Source organism: Streptomonospora sediminis, assembly GCF_054778995.1.
Genome location: NZ_BAAGYZ010000098.1, coordinates 1 through 14,539 on the forward strand (window position 1 = coordinate 1; position 14,539 = coordinate 14,539).

General features: G+C 73.5%; 10 protein-coding genes. 6 read left to right on the forward strand and 4 right to left on the reverse strand.

From position 1 onward, the window contains the following. Positions 1 to 94: 94 nt before the first annotated feature. Positions 95 to 1,003 (forward strand): ABC transporter permease, encoded by a 909-nt coding sequence (locus ACYVD5_RS18535; RefSeq protein WP_461002425.1) that lies wholly within the window; start codon positions 95 to 97, stop codon positions 1,001 to 1,003. 24 nt (positions 1,004 to 1,027) lie between these two features. Here ACYVD5_RS18535 and ACYVD5_RS18540 read toward each other — a convergent pair whose 3' ends face one another. Next, on the reverse strand, positions 1,028 to 1,879 hold the full coding sequence (locus ACYVD5_RS18540) for an NAD(P)H-dependent oxidoreductase (RefSeq protein WP_461002334.1): 852 nt from the start codon (positions 1,877 to 1,879) through the stop codon (positions 1,028 to 1,030). 739 nt (positions 1,880 to 2,618) lie between these two features. On the opposite strand from ACYVD5_RS18540, the gene ACYVD5_RS18545 reads away from it, so the two are divergent. From ACYVD5_RS18545 to ACYVD5_RS18565, 5 genes are all read left to right on the forward strand, one after another. After that, positions 2,619 to 4,703 (forward strand): NHL repeat-containing protein, encoded by a 2,085-nt coding sequence (locus tag ACYVD5_RS18545; RefSeq protein WP_461002335.1) that lies wholly within the window; start codon positions 2,619 to 2,621, stop codon positions 4,701 to 4,703. 240 nt (positions 4,704 to 4,943) lie between these two features. Continuing rightward, positions 4,944 to 5,912: an AAA family ATPase gene (locus tag ACYVD5_RS18550; RefSeq protein WP_461002426.1), complete on the forward strand. Its 969-nt coding sequence runs from the start codon at positions 4,944 to 4,946 to the stop codon at positions 5,910 to 5,912. Then, positions 5,905 to 7,146 carry a DUF58 domain-containing protein gene (locus tag ACYVD5_RS18555; RefSeq protein ID WP_461002336.1) on the forward strand — a complete coding sequence of 414 codons (1,242 nt, stop codon included), beginning with the start codon at positions 5,905 to 5,907 and terminating at the stop codon, positions 7,144 to 7,146. The genes ACYVD5_RS18550 and ACYVD5_RS18555 overlap by 8 nt, the downstream gene beginning before the upstream one ends. Further along, on the forward strand, positions 7,143 to 9,389 hold the full coding sequence (locus ACYVD5_RS18560; protein ID WP_461002337.1) for a DUF3488 and transglutaminase-like domain-containing protein: 2,247 nt from the start codon (positions 7,143 to 7,145) through the stop codon (positions 9,387 to 9,389). Before ACYVD5_RS18555 ends, ACYVD5_RS18560 begins: the two co-directional genes overlap by 4 nt. 151 nt (positions 9,390 to 9,540) lie before the next feature. After that, the gene (locus tag ACYVD5_RS18565; RefSeq protein ID WP_461002338.1) at positions 9,541 to 11,628 is read left to right on the forward strand and encodes a protein kinase domain-containing protein; all 2,088 of its coding nucleotides are present in this window, start codon (positions 9,541 to 9,543) and stop codon (positions 11,626 to 11,628) included. A 76-nt stretch (positions 11,629 to 11,704) separates the two neighbouring features. Here the strand turns inward: ACYVD5_RS18565 and ACYVD5_RS18570 are convergent, their stop codons facing one another. The 3 genes from ACYVD5_RS18570 to ACYVD5_RS18580 form a co-directional block, all read right to left on the reverse strand. Next, positions 11,705 to 12,223, reverse strand: coding sequence for a hypothetical protein (locus ACYVD5_RS18570; RefSeq protein WP_461002339.1), 519 nt, complete (start codon positions 12,221 to 12,223; stop codon positions 11,705 to 11,707). Between the two features lie 340 nt (positions 12,224 to 12,563). Next, a complete protein-coding gene (locus ACYVD5_RS18575) occupies positions 12,564 to 13,619 on the reverse strand; it encodes a hypothetical protein (protein ID WP_461002340.1) in 1,056 nt (351 codons plus the stop codon). Positions 13,620 to 13,831: 212 nt separating this feature from the next. Continuing rightward, positions 13,832 to 14,476 carry a DJ-1/PfpI family protein gene (locus tag ACYVD5_RS18580; RefSeq protein WP_461002341.1) on the reverse strand — a complete coding sequence of 215 codons (645 nt, stop codon included), beginning with the start codon at positions 14,474 to 14,476 and terminating at the stop codon, positions 13,832 to 13,834. Between the last annotated feature and the right edge of the window lie 63 nt (positions 14,477 to 14,539).

Below are 14,539 nucleotides of genomic sequence, written 5' to 3' on the forward strand. Positions count from 1 at the left end.
CCGCGCCGGCGCGGGCGGCCCGCCCGGCCCGGGCGGCGGGCGGACCGCTGCGGCGTTCGTGCAGCGGCACGGCGCGCTGGTGGTCCTGGCGGCGGTGCTCGCTATCGCCGCGCTGACGCTCGACGGCTTCCTGAGTCTGGGCAACCTCAACCACATCGCGGTCGGTGCGGCGTTTCCCGCGATCATCGCGCTGGGGATGACGTTCGTGATCATCACCGGCGGGATCGACCTGTCGGTGGGCACGGTGTTCGCGCTGGCCGGGGTGCTGGCGGCGTGGGCTTCGCAGTTCGGCAGCCTGGCGGCGCTCGCGCTGCCGCTGGCGGTGTGCGGGCTGATCGGCATGCTCAACGGGGTGCTGATCGCCCGCGCGCGGCTGGCGCCGTTCATCGTCACCCTGGCCACGATGCTGGGCGCGTGGGGGCTGATGCTGGCGGTCTCCGACGAAGGCACCGAGACCTACGTGGTGCCCGACGGCCTCGCCATCACACCGCTCGTGCAGGACCGCATCGCCGGGATCGGCTACCCGGTGTTCCTGGTGGTCGTGCTCTTCGCGGTGGGCGGTGTGCTGCTGCGCCGCACCGGCTGGGGCCAGCGCGTCTACGCCGTCGGCGGCAACGAGGACGCCGCGGCGCTGATGGGTGTGCCGGTGGCGCGCACCAAGATCGCCGCCTACACGCTGTCGGGCCTGCTGGCCGGGCTGGCCGGCGCGCTGAACGCGGTGTGGCTTGGGTCGGGCGTGACCATTTTCGGTATCGGCATCGAGCTGGACGCGATCTCGGCGGTCGTGATCGGCGGCACCCTGCTGGCCGGCGGCTACGGCTTCGTCTCGGGTTCGCTGGTGGGTGTGCTGCTGCTGAACGTGATCCAGAACATCATCAACGCGATCGGCGGCCTCAGTTCGGCCTACCAGCAGGTGGTCAGCGGGGCGTTCCTGGTCGCGGTCGTGCTCGCGCAGAACTACCTGAGCAGGCGCAGGCACCGGGAAGCACCGCCGCCCGTGTGAGGGCCCGCGCCGCCCCGCGGGAATTCAAGCGGGGCGGCCGGGCAGGCGCGGGCCGGTGCCGTCCTTGGCTTCGGCGACCGGCAGGCGGCCGTGCTCGTCGGGCTCGGCCCGGTGGACCGCCAGGCCCGTGCGGCCGGGGGCCAGGGCCGGGTCCAGCACCAGGTCGCCGCCGTAGTCGGTGCTGTTCTCATGGCGGTAGGCGATCGGCTCCGCGGTCTCCAACTCCGACAGCCGCTTGCGCAGTTCCGCGGCGTGGCCGGCGAAGTCGCCGCTTCCGGCGCGGTCGGCGCCGTAGACCACGAACGGCGGCAGCGCGGCCGCGCCGGTGTACCAGAAGGTGCCGTGCAGCAGCGGGAAGAGCACTTCCTCGACTTGGCCGTGCACGCCCCGCGGCCCGAACCCGGATTCGCGCGCACCCACCGAGGTGATGATGAGCACCCGCTTGCCGACCAGCCCGCCGTCGCCGTAGCGCCGGGTGGTGCCGCGGGAGTCCTTGAGGCCGAAGGCGAAGCCCTGCACGAGCACGCGGTCGAACCAGCCCTTGAGGATGGCGGGCGGGCCGAACCACCACAGCGGGAAGTGGAAGACGAGCGCGTCGGCCCATTCGACGTTCTTCTGCTCGGCGCGCACGTCGGCGCTGAGCCGCTGCTCCTGGTACGCCCGCTCCTGCTCGTCGCCGACGAACATGCGGTCGCAGCCGGCACCCCCGACGCCGCGGAAGTCGGTCGCGTCCACAACGGGTTTGAAGTCCATCCGGTACAGGTCGGAGACGCGGTGTTCGTGCCCGAGCGCCTGAACGTGCGCTAACCCCTCGTCCAGCAGTGCGCCGTTGAGGGAACGCCGTTCGGGGTGTGCGAATACCCAGTTGATCTTCATGGTCGCATCCTGCCCCAGGTACGGCGCTCGGGACGAGGAAGCGGCGGCCCGGACCGCCCGAGGCGCGCCCCGGACAACGCGGAGCTGCAGGGTAAGGAACTTTTGGCCACAAGTGGCCATCGGTTCCGGACAGTCCTGAACTCGTTTGCCAGGGGCCGGGTCAACGGGGTGCTGGGCGCCGACCGGAACCATGGGCGGCTACACCGCGGACCGTTCGCGCAGACCGCGGGACAGGTCGCGGGCGCGCCGCGGAGAGGCGCGAGCAGGGAAGAAAGCGGTGCCGGCCGCATCCGGCGGCGCCTCCACCAGGCCGGACCGGCGCAGCAGGCCGCGGGTACCCGGACCGCACGTGCGCACCGGCGTGGCGCGGTCGCGTTGCGCGCAGGAGTCCGGTCGGCACCCGGACGGCGAACACCGCGCGAATCCCCATCGGCAACAGTGGTCCACCGCAGTCGGACGGTAATCCACACGACGCTCGATCACCTTTTTTCCCAGCAGCGATCCGGGTAAAGTTGCCGTCGCGGCGTCTCCGTTAATTCGCAATTCCCCGGCCAAGACGGTCACCCCCCGCGCCGCAGCGAGTCGGCAATCGGCTTTGACCAGGCGCTTTCTGCTGATTGCGAACCCCGCCGACCGGTGCCCCTCCCCGGATCGGCTGCCTCTCCTCAGCAGTTGCGCCACCGCAGGGCACAGACCCGGCGTTCTTCACCCCCAGAGGAATGACAGGAGACCGGTAACCTTGCGCCACAAGAAGAATTCGGAACGCGGCCGTTTCGGTAGGCACGCCACCGCCGGAGCCGTCACCGTTCTGGCCACGGGGCTCGTTGGCAGCGCCGTGTTCGGGGTGGGTGCTTTTAGCCATCTCGACCAACTCTCCGATGGCTCTTCCTGGCTGTGGAGCCGCGTCACCGGCGAGGTCATCCGCGTGAACGCCAACAACGGCCAGGTCGACCTCGTCCAGGCCGTGAAAGGCTCCGCCAACCACCCGGTGCGCCTGGCCCAGAACAATCGCCACCTGGTGCTGCACGATCTCAACACCGGTTCGCTGACCTCGGTAAACCTCTCGCGCATGGATTTCTCCGGCGAGACCGAGATCGGCGCGTCCACCGACAACCACTTCATTCTCGGCCGCGATGCCGCGGTCATCGTCGCCAAGGAAACCGGCGAGATCCGCCGCGTCGACCCCGAGACCCTCCAGCCCGTGGGCGAACCCCTGCAGCTGGCCGGGCCGCTGGTCGGCGGGCAGTTCGACTCCGACGGCGTGCTGTGGGTGGCCGCCCCGTCGCAGGGCACCGTCGTGGGCATCGACCCCAGCGGCGACCAACCCCAGGTCGTCGACAGTGTTCCCGTCAGCGACCCCGGCGACGATATCGCGCTCACCGTCCTCGATTCCGGTGCGCTGGCCGTCAACCGCGACTCCGGCGAACTGAGCGTGGTCTCGGGCGGTTCGGCCACCACGGTCGACTCGCCGGTCAGCCTCAAGGGCGCCGAGGTCCCCGACCGCACAGCGGGCGACCTGGCCACGGTCACCGTCGCCGACTCCTCGTCCATCGTCGCCGTGCGCGACCTCACCGGCGATCCGCAGCCGCAGGCGTTCACCGTGCACGGCGAGCGCCCTGATCCCGCGCTGGCGTACTCCGGCCAGGTCTACGTGCCGTATTCCGGCGAGGGCCTGGTCCGCAAGTTCTCCCGCGACGGCACCCAGAGCAGCACCATCCAGGTCCCCGACGCCGGCAAGAGCCCGCTGGAGCTTGAGGTCCGCGAGAACCACCTGTTCATCAACGCGCCCGAATCCGAATCCGCGCTGGTCATCGACCCCGACGGCCTCGTGCGCAAGGTGAGCAAGTACGACACCGACCCCGAGGGCGACGGCTCGGGCGACGGCCAGGGCGGCGAGGGCGGTTCCGATCAGCGCGACAACAGCGGCGAGCCCTACGTCGACGGCCCCGACCAGAGCGACTACGTCCCCGACCAGACCGACCTGCCCGATGCCAGTACGCCCGAGGACCTGCCCAAGCCCCCGCCGGGCCCGAACAAGGACGGCAAGAACGGCAAGGACGACCGGCGGCACCCGCTGAACGGCGACGACAACCCGCACGACGACCAGGGGCGCCCCGAGGACCACGAGGACGGCTACGAGCCCCCGCCGCTGCCCGACGGACAACCGGAGCTGCCCGAGCTACCGGAAACACCCGAGGGCCCCGGCAACGGATGGGGCGGCGATGACGACGGGCCCGGTGGCGGCGACGGCAAGGACGACGACGGCGGCAACGGCTGGCCCGGCGGCGACGAAGACGGCGGCATCATCGACTGGCCCGATACTCCGGGGAACAACGGGGACGGAAACCAGGACGACGAGGACGACGACCAGGAAAACGACGCGCCCGGCCTGCCCGGCGGTCTGCCCGATCCCCCCGACGAGGACGAGGACGACGAGTCCGAGAACGACGGCGACCAGGATCAGGACCAGGGCAACCCGGACGACGGCGAGAACGGCGGCCCGGACGACGGCGAGGGCGACCCGGGACAGGGTGAAGGCGATCCAGGGCAGGATGACGGACCCGAGACCGAGCCCGAGACTCCGCCCGGCGATGGCGAGGGCGATGGCACTCCGGATCCCGGTGGCACTCCGCCCGACCAAGGCCAACCGCCTGAAGAGGGCACCGAACCGCCGCCGAATGAGGGCACCCAGCCTCCCCCTCCCGGCCCCCAGCCCGACCCCGGCACTCAGCCCGATCCGGGGCAGGAGCCCCCGATCGAGCAACCCGAGACCCCCGAACCCAACCCCGGCACCGAGCAGCCCCCCGAGACCCCTGCCGCCTAAGGAGTCCCAGGCGCCGGCTCCCGACCACGGCACCCGGTAGCCCCGCCGGGCGCCGTGGTCCGGGCGTTGCGCGCCCGGCCGTGCCCGTCCCTGTGCCGGCCGTGCCCGGCGCACCGGGCACGGCGCGCACCCGACCGCACAAGTAGAGAAGAGACAGTGACGACTCCGGTTCCGCAGACCGATCCCGGCGAGACCGCCGCGGACCGCGCCCCTGCCTCACCCGCCTCCGCACCCGCTCCGCTGACCGGCGCCGAGGCCGCCGACCACGCGGCCCGGTTCGGGCGGCTGGCCGCCGAGGTCGAATCCGCCGTCCTGGGCAAGGCCGAGATGGTCCGCCTGGCGCTGGTGGCCATGCTCAGCGAGGGCCACGTGCTCCTTGAGGACGTGCCCGGGGTCGGCAAGACCACGTTGGCCCGCGCCATCGCCGCCGCCACCGACGGCGAATGGCACCGGATCCAGTTCACGCCGGACCTGCTGCCTTCCGACGTCACCGGGGTCCCCGTGTTCAACCAGGACACCCGCGAATTCCAGTTCCACCCCGGCCCGGTCTTCGGCAACGTCGTCATCGCCGACGAGATCAACCGCGCCTCCCCCAAAGCGCAGTCGGCGCTGCTGGAGGTCATGGAGGAACGCCAGGTCACCGTCGACGGTACGCGCTACCCGGTGCCGCGCCCGTTCCTGGTCGTGGCCACCCAGAACCCGGTCGAGATGGACGGCACCTACCGGCTGCCCGAAGCCCAGCTCGACCGGTTCCTGATCCGGCTTTCGCTGGGCTATCCCGATACCGACTCCGAACTCTCGATCATGCGCGGCGACCGACTCAAGGACACCGACGAGCTGAAGACGGTCGTCGGCGCCGCCGAGCTGGCCGAGACCACGGCCGCCGCCAAGCGGGTGCACATCCACGAGGCCATCTACCGCTACGCGCTGGAGCTCGCCAACAGCACCCGCGACCACGACGAGATCCACGTCGGTGTCTCGCCCCGCGCCACCGCCGCGCTGATGCGGGCGCTGCGCATGTTCGTCCTCACCGAGGGCCGCCACTTCGCCACCCCCGAGGACGTCAAGGCGCTGGCCGTGCCGGTTTGGGCGCACCGGTTGGTGCTGGCCGCGGGGTCGGCCGTCAGCGGACGCAGCACGGCCGACGTCCTGGCCGACATCGTCGACCGCGCACCCACACCCCAGCCGGTGCAGTTCGGCGGTGAGTGAGGTGTCCGGCGGCGGAGCCACCGGCACCGCCCGCGCCGCCGCCACCCGCACCGCCGCGCCCGACGACCGCGAGGCCGCCGGCGGGGCGGTGCTGCCCACCACCCGCGGCTGGCTGGTGCTGGCGGGCGGCGCGGCCCTGCTCGCCGGCGGTGCCGTGTTCGGCTACCGCGAACTGATCGTGCTGGGCGCGGCACCCGTTGCCGTGCTGGTGGTGTCCGTGGTCCTGGTGGGCCGCCTGCGCCCGATGCGCGTGTGGCGTTCGGTGGCCACCCCGCGCGTCGCACCCGGCGACGAGATCGACGTCGCCCTGGGCACCACCGAGGACGGCCGCGGCCGGGGAGCGCATCTGCTCGCCGACCGGGTGAGCGGCCCCGACGGCACCCGGTCGGTGGAACTTCCGGCTGCCCGCCCCGGCGATTCCAGCCCTGTCGGATACCGGCTGCGGGCCGAACGGCGCGGCGTGCTCGACCTGGGGCCGCTGGAGTCGCGGCGGCGCGACCCGCTCGGGCTGGTGGCGACCCGGCGCAGCTCGGGCGGCACAGCGCGGGTGTGGGTGCACCCCCACTGGGAGCCGCTGGTCAGCATGCCGGTCGGCCGCACCGACGACCCGCAGGGCGTGTTCGACGGCGGTCGCGCGGGCAGCGTCAGCTTCCACACCCTGCGCGACTACGTCCCGGGCGACGACGTGCGGCACATCCACTGGCGCAGCACGGCGCGCCAGGGCAAGCTCATGGTGCGCGAGCACCTCGACACCTCCCACACCCGGCTCACTGTGGTGGCCGACGACCGCGCCGGCGCGGCGGGCGACGAACTGGCGGCGCTGGACGAGGTCGCCGGCGCGGCGGCGGCCGTTGCCGCGGCGTCGGTGAGCGGGCGCTGGGCGTGCGAACTCCGGCTGGTCAGCGGCAGGTCGCTGGAGAGCACCGGGCGGCTGGCGCCGCTGCTGGACCTGCTGGCCGAGGCCGCCATCAGCACCGAGGCCGGACTCGCCGAGGAGCTGTGGCGGCTGCGCAACCGGCCCTTCGGCGACACGGTCGTACTGATCAGCGCCTCGGTCACCAGCGCCGAGGCGCGGCTGTTCGCCCGGCTGCGCGACCTCTACCCGCGGCTGGTGCTGATCGTGCTTCGCCAGTACGGCCAACCGGTCGGGGCGGTCCCCGGTGTCACCGTGGTCAACGCCGCCGACTCCCGCGACCTGGCGGCGCGCTGGAACGGGCAGCGGTGGTCCGCGTGAGCCGGGCCGGCGCCGCGCGCACCGCCACCGCCCTGCTGGCGCTGGCGGCGGCCGGCGCGGCGCCGGGACTCGCCGTCGCTCCGGCCTACACCGCGCCCACCGCGGTCGCCGCCCTGCTCAGCGGCTGGTCGGTGGTTGCCGTGCTGGTCACCGCGCTGCTGCGGCGGCGCTTCAGCGCAACCGCCGCGCTGCTGGCGGGGCTGCCGGTCGCCGCCGGCGGGGTGGCGGTACTGGTCGCCACCGTGCCCGGGCCGCACAGCGGACTGCTGCGGGGCACCGCCGACGCCGTCGTCCACTCCGGCGCCCGCATCCTGACCACCTCGTTGCCGACCGCGGTCACCGCCGACACGCTGGCGCTGCCGGCACTGGGGGTGTGGCTGGCGGCGGCGGCCGCGGTCCTGGCGGTGCGCGGCGGCTACCCGCTGGCAGCTCTGCTGTGCCCGCTGCTGGCCCTGGCGGGCGCGGCGGTGCTCAACGGGCCCGATATCTCACCGGCCTACTACCCGGCGGCGCTGTTCGCGGTGGCCGCGGTCGTACTGCTGGCGGTCGCCGCCGGGCAGCAGACCCGGTCCGAGTCCGACGGCGACGGCGGCGGGCAGGCGGCCGGCGCGGTGGTGCCGATCGCCCCGCCCAGCAGGGCCGGCGCCTTCGCCCGGGCGCTGCCGCGGGCGCTGAGCCTGGGAGGGGTGCTGGCGCTGGTCGCCGCGCTGACCGCTTATGTCGGGCCGCTCGCGCTCTACGGCACACCCATCCACCCCGCCGACCCCCGCGCCGCGGTCACCCCGCCCGAGGACGACAACCCGGCGCTGAGCCCGCTGAGCTACCTGGCCGCCTGGTCGGCGGAGCCCGGGCAGGAGTTGCTGCACGTCGAATCCAACGTGCCGACCGAACTGCGGTGGGCCACCCTTTCGCGCTTCGACGGCGTCACCTGGCTGCCCGCGGGCCGCTACCGCGCCGCATCGGAGGTGCTGCCGGAGCTGGAACACGAGGTCCCGCCGGGCCAACCGCGCCGCGTCACCGTCGACGTTGCGGGCCTGCCCGGGCACTGGCTGCCGATCGCGGGCGTGCCGCACCGGGTCGAAGGCGTGCCGGTGGCGTTCGAGCCGGCCTCGGCCACGGTGCGCACCCGCAGTGGCGGGGTCGAGGACCTGCACTACACGGCGTTGGGCCACTCGCCCGAGTACAAAAAGGCCGATCTCAAGGACGCCGGGCTGCCCGACAAGCAGGAGTTCGCGGACTATCTGGTACTGCCGAAGGGCGCACCGCCGGAGATCAACGAGATCGCCGACGCCTTCAGCGACGGCACGCCCTACCAGCGCGCGAACTGGCTGGCGGGCCACCTGCGGAGCAACTACGGCTTCGACCCCGACGCCGCGGGCGGGCACGGCTACGCCAACCTCGCCGAACTGCTGGTGCCGCCGCACGAGAAGGGCGGCGGGGGCACCGCCGGGCAGTTCGCGAGCGCGTTCGCGCTGCTGGCGCGCGCCTCGGGGCTGCCCAGCCGGGTGGTCGTCGGATTCGGCCGGGGCACCCCGGAAAACGGCGGCAAGGGCCGGCTGATCCGTTCCGGCGATGCCGTGGCCTGGGGCGAGGTCTACCTCAAGGGGGTCGGTTGGGCGCCCTTCGACGTCATCCCCGGCGACCCCAAACGCAACGGTGCCGAGGGCTCCGAGACCGGCGGCGGCAAGAACGGCGGCGGCGCCCAGGCGGGCGCCGGGGCCGCCGCGGAGGAGTCGGGCTTCTTCCGGATGTCCGGCGCGCCGCTCGATGTCGCCTATGCGTGGGGGCTGGCCGGACGCACCAGCGCCGGCGTGGTGGCGGCCCTGGTACTCGGTGCGCTGCTGACCGGGCTGCTGCGCGGCGCCCGGCGCGGGGTCCGGCTGCGGGCCCGCGATCCGCGGCGCAGGCTCGCGGGCGCGTGGTGGGAGCTGCGCGACGGCCTGCGCCTGGCGGGGGCCGCGCCGCGCCCGTCCGAGACGGTCACCGAGGTGCTGGTCCGCTCGGACGAGCTGCTGCCGCCGCCCGGGGGCGGCCGGCGCGACTGGACACTTGGGCGCGCGTTGAACGCGATGGCGTTCGTGCCGCCGCAGGAGCGCACCGAGCGGGCCGGCGCCGCCCCGGATGCGGACACCGCCGCAGCCGAGGTCCGCTCCTACACCGCTGCGCTGCGCCGACGGAGCGCGTGGAGCCGCCGCCTGCTGTGGTGGCTCGATCCCCGGCCGCTGTTCTGGAGGCGCCGATGAACGCGCGGCGCGGGCACCGGGTGGCGCAGCGGGCAGGCCGGGACGGCGGGCGGGCGGCCGGGGCAAGCGGGACAGGCAGGGCAGGCGGGGGCAGTGGAATCCGGCATCCGGCACGGCCTGGAGGTGCACCATGAATGAGCGCGGTGATCGTGTGCGATCGGACACGTGGATCGTCCCGGGCGTACACGCGCCCGAGCCGCTGTACTGCGGGGCCGACTCGGTGCTGTACCGCGCCCGGCGCGATCCCAGCGAGATCCCCGTGGTGGTCAAGCTGGCGCGTACGCAGGGCCCGTTCGAGCAGCGCGACGAGATCGAGCTGTGGCGGATGCATTCGGCGGGCCGCGGCATCCACTCGCTGCTGCAGCACGGCATCACCGACACCGGTCGGCCCTATGCGGTCATGGAGGACTGCCCCGAGGGCGACTACCGGAGCATCGTCATGGCGCAGGGCCCGCTCTCGGTGGACGAGGCGGTCGCTGTGGGCACCGCCGGCGCCGAAGCCCTGACCGCGGTGCACTCCCGCGGCCTGCTGCACCATGCGGTGGCGCCCGAGAACATCCTGCGCGCCCGGTTCGGGCCCGCGCTCATCGACTTCGGCTCGGCACTGCCGCAGGACCACCCGTTCCCGCCGGTGCACTACGGCGAGGCCGGTCCGGAGCACGCGCCGCCGGAGGAGCTGAGCGGCGGGTGGCCGGGGCAGGCCTCGGACGTCTACCGGCTGGCGTCCACCGTCTGGACCCTGCTGGCCGGGCACCCGCCGTTCTCCGACGGCCCGGACGATGCGGTGTCCGCCGCCGCTTACCGGGCGCGCATACTGGGCTCCCCGCCGCCGCAGGTGCCGCGCGCCGATGTGCCGGAGTGGCTCCAGCAGGTGCTGGTGCGCGCGCTGGCCACCGATCCCGCAGAGCGGGTCGACAGCGCGGCCGACCTCGCCCGGATGCTGCGCACCGAGCAGGCGCAGGTACCGGCGCAGGGCCCGGAGTCCGGCGCCCCCGGAAACACCGGCTCCGCTGCACCGTCCGAACCACCGCGCCGCGAACCGCTGCGTCCCGGCCCCCGCCCCAAAAACGAGCCGCAGCCGCCCGCCGCAGCACCTCCAGCTGCGGCACCGCTGCCGGCGCTGCCTGCGGAGGCCGCTCCGGCAGCGGGGGCGGACGGCACGTCCGCCTCCGGCTCCGCAGCGCCCGCGGCGGGCCCGGCCACAGCGGGCACGGGCACGGGCACGGGCCCAGGCACCGACGGCACCGTTGCCGCCGGTTTCGCCGCTGCCCTGGGCGATCCCGTGCCGGAGCCGGGGGCGGAAACGGCCGGGGAGTCCACTGCCGACCCGCAGCAGCTCCCGCCCCTTCCCGAGCCGCCCGCTGCCGAGTCTCCCGCGCCGCCCTACGGCCTGAGCGCGCCCCAGAACTCCGGCTCCGCGGCCGCCGCCCCGGACCCCACCGCCTCGGACACCGGATTCGACGCCGTTCCCGAGCCGCCCTATGTGCTGCGGTCCCCTTCCGGCGGTTATCCGGGCTCGGGCGGCGGAGCGGGGACCGGGGGCGGGTACGCGCCGCATGCGGGTGCCGATCCCGCCGAGCCGGTGGCCCCCGCACCGCCGCCGCTCCCGCCCCCGGTGCCGGTACCCGCGCCGGGCTCTCCGCCACCGCCCGATGTCCGCCCGCGGCGGCGGGTGCGGCGCACCGCGCTGTACGCGCTGGCCGTGGCGGCGCTGATGGTGGCGGTCTCGGGCGCGGCGTGGTGGGCGTCGTCGCTGCTGCCGTCGGTACTGCCGCAGTCGCAGCAGCCGCTGGCCGGCGCCGACTCGTCCGCGGCACCGTCCGGGCCCACCGGCGACGGCAAGCCGGCGCCGGAGGACACCGGAGCCGCCGATGCCGCTGAGGACGCGGCGCGGGACGTGGCCGAAGACCCCGGCGCGGAGGCCACGCAGGCACCCGACGCGGCCGAGATGGCACCGACATCGGTGCGGATCGTGCGCGACGGCACGATCAGCGTCGAGCTGTCCTGGACCGACAACTCCGGTGGAACCGCCACCCACCACGTCGTCGGCGGCCCGGTAGGGGCCGAGGAGGTCACCAGCATGGCCAGTGTGCCGCTCGGCGAGACCGGCATCGAGATCACCGGGCTCAACTCGGAGGCCGAGTACTGCTTCCGCGTGGTGGCGGTGCAGTCGACCGATGTCTCGGCGGCGTCGAAGCAGGTCTGCACGGACCGCGGTTCGCAGGACCAGCCGGAGTAGGCGGGACCGGGCCGCCCACCGGTCCCACCGGTCCCGGCCGGTCCGGCGGGCTGCGCCGCCGCGGGTGCGTGCGGGCTCAGGCCAGGGCGGTGAAGGCGGCGCGGTCGCAGGCCCGGCGGATCTCGACCAGCGCCTGCTGCGCCTTCTTCGGCAGCCGCACCTGTTCGACTTCGGCGATGTCCACTTGGCGCAGCCCGGCCACGTGGGGGAAGCGGATGAGGCTGCCGACATTCGGCTCGGCGGTACGCAGGGCGGCGGTGGCCGCGCGCGGCTCGGGGCCGGAGCCGTCGGCGACCACTACCAGCGCCGCGATCTCGGCACCGGCCGCCGCGACGTGGGCCACCACATCGGCGGCGCGGATCGCGGCCGCGGCGTTGTCCCTGGTCACCAGGGTCAGCGGACGGCCGAACGTGGCAATGTCGCTGTTCTCGACGGAGTAGGCGCCGAGTTCCCAGGGGGTCTTCAGCAGGATGCGCAGGGTGGTGGTTCCCGCCCCGCCGTGGCAGCCGAGGAGAACGATCTCCCGGGCCCAGTCGGGCAGCGCCGCTGCGCCGTCGTGTCCGGCTGCGTTCTGTTCGCCCTGCCCGCGTGCCATGCCGCCACCGTCCGTTGCCGTGTCACCGGTGCTGCGCCGCGGTCACCGCGCCCCGGGCGGCCCGCGCGGGACCGGAATTCAGGACATGTACGGCACAACACCGGTTTCCTACCGCAGCCCGGGAAGGCGCGCAACCTCGTGGGCCGGTGCGGACCGATTGTTCGGCTGGTTTTGCGCTCCGGGCCACCCGCGGACCCTCGGACGGGTCGCCGCGTGTCCGTTGTGTCGCGTTCGGGGGCTGCGGTCGGCGGTGATCATGCAGAAATGCCCGCCTGGGAGCCAGGCTTCGGCATTCCTGCATGATCACTTCGATGCGCCGGGTGGCCAAACAAACAGGCCGCTAGAAACCGGCCCCCGTGTAGGCGTCGAAAGCCGCGGGCGATGCGACGTCGACGTGGTCGCAGCCGCGGTCGCGGGTCAGCGGCCACTGGGTCAACCAGTAGACCTCCCGGCCGGTGTCGGCGATCGCGCGGTTGATGCGGTCGGCGCCCGCAGCGTCGTTGTAGTAGGTCTCGCCCACCACCCAGCCCTGTTCGTAGCCCATGTCGGCCATCTGCCGGTGCGCCGCGGTGAACTGCTGGTACTCGTCGGCGCTGTCGTCGCCGTAGAAGTGGAAGTCGAAGAGGTATGGCGGGTTGCCGCGGTACATCTCGGGGATGGCGGCGATCCGCTCGGGGCGGCTGCCGATGATGGAGAACCCGACGGTGTCGGCCTTGCCGTAGGCCGCGGTGTAGTCGTCCCACAGCCGCTGGGTGTAGGCGAGGGTCTGCGGCTGGTTGGGGGCGGGGGTCAGCTCGTTGCCCAGGTTGAGCCGGTAGTGGATCCCCGATTCCCGCACGATAGGCCGGATCTGCTGGATGAGCTGCCAGTTCTCGCGGTACAGGTCCTCGTTCCAGGTGTCCCAGTTGTTGGGGCTGTTGTCGCCGAGCACGTGCATGGCGACCTCGACCTCGGCGAAACCGATGCCCTTGGCGGCGGCCAGCAGGTCGGCGAGGTTCTCCTTGTACTGCGGCTTGATGTCGCCGCCGGCGGAGTTCATCACCGTGCCGGTCTCGGGCCCGTTGTGGTGGAAGACGCCGATGATGAGGCGGCGCTGGCCGTTGGCGTGCATCTCGGTGAGCTGGTCGGTGATGAGGTCGCGCTTGGTGTGGAAGTTCTTGAGCACGCCGTACGGTTCGCGGTTGCAGCCGTCCAGCTTGTAGAAGTTGTAGTTGGAGCCGCCGGGGCTGTTGGCGCCGCCGGCGCCCGCTGCCGGTGCCGCCTGCGGCCCGGTTCCGGCCTGCTCGGCCGTTGCCGCGGTGGGCGCCGCCAGCGTCAGTGCGGCGGCCACCGCCATACCGGCGACTCCCGCCGCGCGCAGTCGCCACCGCGCCGTTCTGCCGATTCCCCCGATCATGGGACCCCCGATCTTCGGTGCTGAGTGTGCAAGGCCCGCCGAGTCTTGCGCACACCACCATGACCGGGCAATCCCGGCCTGTCACCGCAAAAAAGGGACGGAACACCAGGTCACCGGGGGCACCGGGGGTTTCCGCACTGGCAGTGCGCCCAAGATCGGCCGTGACCGGCCAGGTGGGGAACCGAAACGGCGCGGTGGGCCGTCCGATTCGGTTATGCCTGCGCGGTGGTTACGCCGGCGAGCCGCGCACGCACCGCGTCGACCGCCTGCTGCGGCGCCTTCTCGGGCGAACCCGTGTCGTAGGGCGGCTGGGGGTCGTACTCCGTCACGAGCTGGATCGTCCGGGCGAACTCGTCGCCGGCGATGCGCCCGAGCAGGGTGAGGGCCATGTCGATGCCCGCCGAGACCCCGGCCGCGGTCACGTACTTGCCGTCGAACACGACCCGCTGCCCGGTCGGCTCGGCGCCGTAGGCCGGCAGTTGGTCCAGCGCCGCCCAGTGCGAGGTCGCGCGGCGGCCGTCGAGCAGGCCGGCCGCAGCCAGCAGCAGCGAGCCCGTGCACACCGACGTCGTCCAGGTGGTCGCCGCGTCGGCGGCGCGGATCCACTCCAGCATCGGCCGGTTGTCCATGTTCTCGCCCTGGCCCGGCCCACCGGGCACCAGCAGCATGTCGGGCGCGGGCACATCGGCCGGCGCCGCGTCTGCGACCAGGGTGAGCGACCCGGTGTCGTTGCGCACGGGTCCGGGGCGTTCGGCGACAAAGGACACCTGCGCGTCGGGCAGGCGGCAGAGCGACTCGTAAGGGCCGACCGCGTCGAGCGCGGTGAAACCGTCGAAGAGCAGGATCGCGATCTGCATACTGGTTCTCCTTTTTCGGTGTTCCGGTGTTCCGGTGTTGCGGTGGGTCGGTGGATGGGTGGG